Consider the following 3,304-nt stretch of genomic DNA (forward strand, 5'->3'; position numbering starts at 1 on the left):
CCCCTACCCCCACCCGCGACCGCGAAAGACCCCTCACGCACCGTCCACCCCGCCGGCGCCGTCACCAGATGAGCACGCAGCTCAGACCCCTGATGCAGCACCGACACCGACACCACCCGCGCCCCCGGCACATCAACCCCGCCCATCCGCGGCCGGAACCAGGAAGCAGCCCAACCCTCGCCGGTCACCGTGCCGCGCAACCCCTCACGCCGACTCGCGCGCCCCCACTCATCGACCAGAGCCAGCTGCCCGTCGACCCCCTCGGCCCACGCCTGACCGACGCCCGGCGCGGTGTGCGTGGAGTAGCCGACCGACGCGTAGTGCGGCTCGCCGAGACCGGTGTCCGGGTCGACGACATGATCGCTGGCGTGGTTGGCGATCTGCACGATCCCATCGCTGGACTGGATCACCCACCCGACCGCATGCAGGGTCCTGACACCGGTCCTGACGCCGGTGCCGACACCGGTGCCGACACCGGTCCTGACCCCGTCAACACGCTCCGCGGGCTGCGGCTGTTCCGGTTCGGTCCACAGCCGATGATCGGCCGGTGCCGCCAGACCGAGGAAGCCCATCCCCGCGAAGTACGGCGAGCCGGGACCGCTGTAGCCCTGACACATCGGCAGGAACTCCGCGGCGTTCCAACCCAGCGAAGGCGGCCCGTCGACGCCGACGCCCCGATCGAGGGTGAAGCGCCGCAACACACCGCTGGCCAGGCGGCGAGTGGCGCCCGCCGCCTCACTTCCCACCCCGGCCAGTGCCGCGGTCCACAAACCGCCGAGCACCGCCTGCCGATACGTCAGCGAACGCCCCTGGTGCAGCGACGAACCGTCGGCCGCGAACAGCTGCGCGTAGGAGTCTGCGAACTCGCCCAGGCGTCGCAGGTACTGCTCCCGCCGCTCGGCTCGTCCCTCAGCCCGCTGATCAGACAGCTGATACCACTGCCACAGGAAGGGCTGGATCACCCACGAGTTGTAGTGGTCCACCCGATTCCCGTGCCGGGTCGTCGGGCTGATCGGGCCGTCGTTGTACCAGCCGTCGCCGAGATACCAGGACTCGAACAAGTCCACGTCGGCCTGCGCGTGGCCGCCCGGGACGTCATATCCGGCCCGGACCAGGAACGCCTCGATGACCGCGGTGAACAGCAGCCAGTTGTTGTCCGAGCCGTGCTTGAGGCAGTGGTGCGTCAGCCACTCGGCGGTCTGGTCGCGCAGCTCGTCCTCCAGCCGGTCCCAGACCTGGGCGCGGCAGATCGCCAGGCCGAAGGCCAGGTTCGCGGCCTCGACGATGGGCTGCGGGGTGCCGTTCCACTGCTGGATCTCGTTCACCCCGATGGCCCGTCCCCAGCGGTCCGGGCCGTCCGGGGCCATGGCGGCGGCGAGCCCGCGGGCGTACCACCCCGCGTGGTCGTGCGGATCGGCCTCCCGGCCCGCCAGCAGCGGAGCGGCTATCAGGAAGCTGCGAGCGAAGCCCTCGATGCCGTCGCTGCGGATCCCGGCCGCCGAGGGCCTGCCCGGTGGTGTGATCAGCCCGCCGTCGGGGGAGGCGTGGCGGCGGGCGGTCAGCAGCCAGTGCTCGGCCACCGCTTCCCAGTGCGCCCGCGTCCAGCCGGTGTAAGGGGACTGATCGTGGTCTTCGGAAGGCAGTCGCAGGTCGTTCATGTGCCGGGTGTCCTCAAGGCGTGCGGCGCAGCCGCGGGGTGAACGTGGAATGGAAGATGGTCGAGGCGGCGCCGACCGCGACGGCCTCGCTGCTGTTCACCGAGCGCTCGACGCGGATCCGGCGCAGCCGGCGCGCGGTCGGGTAGGCGTTGACGGCGTGCTCGATCTCGGTGAGCCAGACGTCGGCGACCTCGCCGGTGAAGAACGGGCCGCCGATCACGACCAGCCCGACGTCCAGCAGGTCGATCACCGACAGCACGCCCCGGCTGACGGCCTTCGCGGCCTGCTGCACGGTCAGCTTCGAGCGCTGCCGGCCCAGGGGCGGGCGCGCCGCCTGGTCCGAAGGCGCGTAGCTGCCCGGGTTGCACTCCGGCAGGATCTCCGGCCGCCCGGACTCGTCGAACCGGCCCAGCGTGACCGCGCACAGCTGGCCGAACTCGCCGGCGTTGGCGGTCAGCCCTCGGTACAGGTCGCCGTTCAGGAACAGCCCGGTGCCGACGCCGGTTCCCAGATACAGGTAGACGAAGTCGCAGGCCCGGCTGTCGCGGCCGATCCAGCGCTCGCCGACCGCCGCCGCCGAGCAGTCCTTCTCGATGACGATCCGGCAGGCGAAGCGGCGCTCCAGCAAGGTCCGTAGCGGGACGTCGCGCAGCACCGACATCAGCGGCGGATCCAGCACCGTGCCCGAGACGGTGTCCACCGGCCCCGGAGTCGCCACGCCGATACCGAGGAAGCCCTCCTCCCAGCGGCCGTGTCCGGCTTGTTCGAGCACTGTTTCGCCCAGATCGGCGATCTGATTCACCACCGCGCCCGGCCGCGGGTCGGAGGTGATCGGCTCGGCCCGGCGGGCCACGACCCGGCCGGAGAGATCGACCAGCACCGCGGTCAGCACGTGCGGGTCGATGTGGATGCCGAGCGCGTGCGCGGCGCCGTCCCGCAACCGGACCGGGCTGCTCGGCTTGCCGACGGCAGAGTGGCGCTGCCGTTCCTCGACGAGCAGCCCGCGCTGGATCAGCGAGCGGGCGATGCGGGACACGGACTGCTGCGTGAGCCGGGTGCGGTCGGCTATCTCGCCGCGGGTGATCCGGCCGGCCAGCCGCACCGTCTCGATCACCACGCACTCGTTGAACGAGCCGAGGTCGATCTGGTTCGCGCCACCGCCGGTCGCCGGGCCCGAGTGGCCGGAGTGCCCGGAGCCGGGCAGCGGGAGCGTGTGCGGGGCGGCCGACGGTGCGGGGAGCGGTTCGCGGATCCAGCGGACCCGCGCCGGTTCCGGGCTGTCGACGTAGCGCGACAGAACCGAGGCCACGTCGAGCAGAACCCGCGTGGAGGACTCCGGATGCCGGGCGGCGTCCAGGGCCAGCACGGCGCGGGTGAAGGAGAACCCTGTGGTCCGCTCCGGCGGCTGGTGCACTGTGATCCCGAGATGGGAGCAGCGCTCCGCGATCTGCGTCTGTAATGGGATCCGTGCTTCCAGCGGCCGTCCGGCGCAGACCGGTGTGATGCGCAGGATGACGGCGTGTAGTTCCGGCAACGGGTGGGTGCGGCGCACGGCTTCCAGGAAGGTGCCGACGGCGTCGGCTTCCGAGCCGGATGGACCAGACGTACCGGGCGTGCCGGGCCCGGCCCCGGACCCAGCCCCAGCC

General features: G+C 71.9%; 2 protein-coding genes. Both read right to left on the bottom strand.

Going from position 1 to position 3,304, the window contains the following annotated elements; translation table 11 throughout:
- Positions 1-1,658 (bottom strand): DUF2264 domain-containing protein (locus KGQ19_RS48115; RefSeq protein WP_212022277.1); only part of this gene is annotated, 1,658 nt, incomplete at its 3' end.
- A 13-nt stretch (positions 1,659-1,671) separates the two neighbouring features.
- Positions 1,672-3,304: ROK family transcriptional regulator (locus tag KGQ19_RS48120; protein ID WP_212022278.1), on the bottom strand; the 1,633-nt coding region annotated here is incomplete at its 5' end.

The organism is Catenulispora pinistramenti (assembly GCF_018274385.1).
In the GTDB taxonomy this organism is placed as follows: domain Bacteria; phylum Actinomycetota; class Actinomycetes; order Streptomycetales; family Catenulisporaceae; genus Catenulispora; species Catenulispora pinistramenti.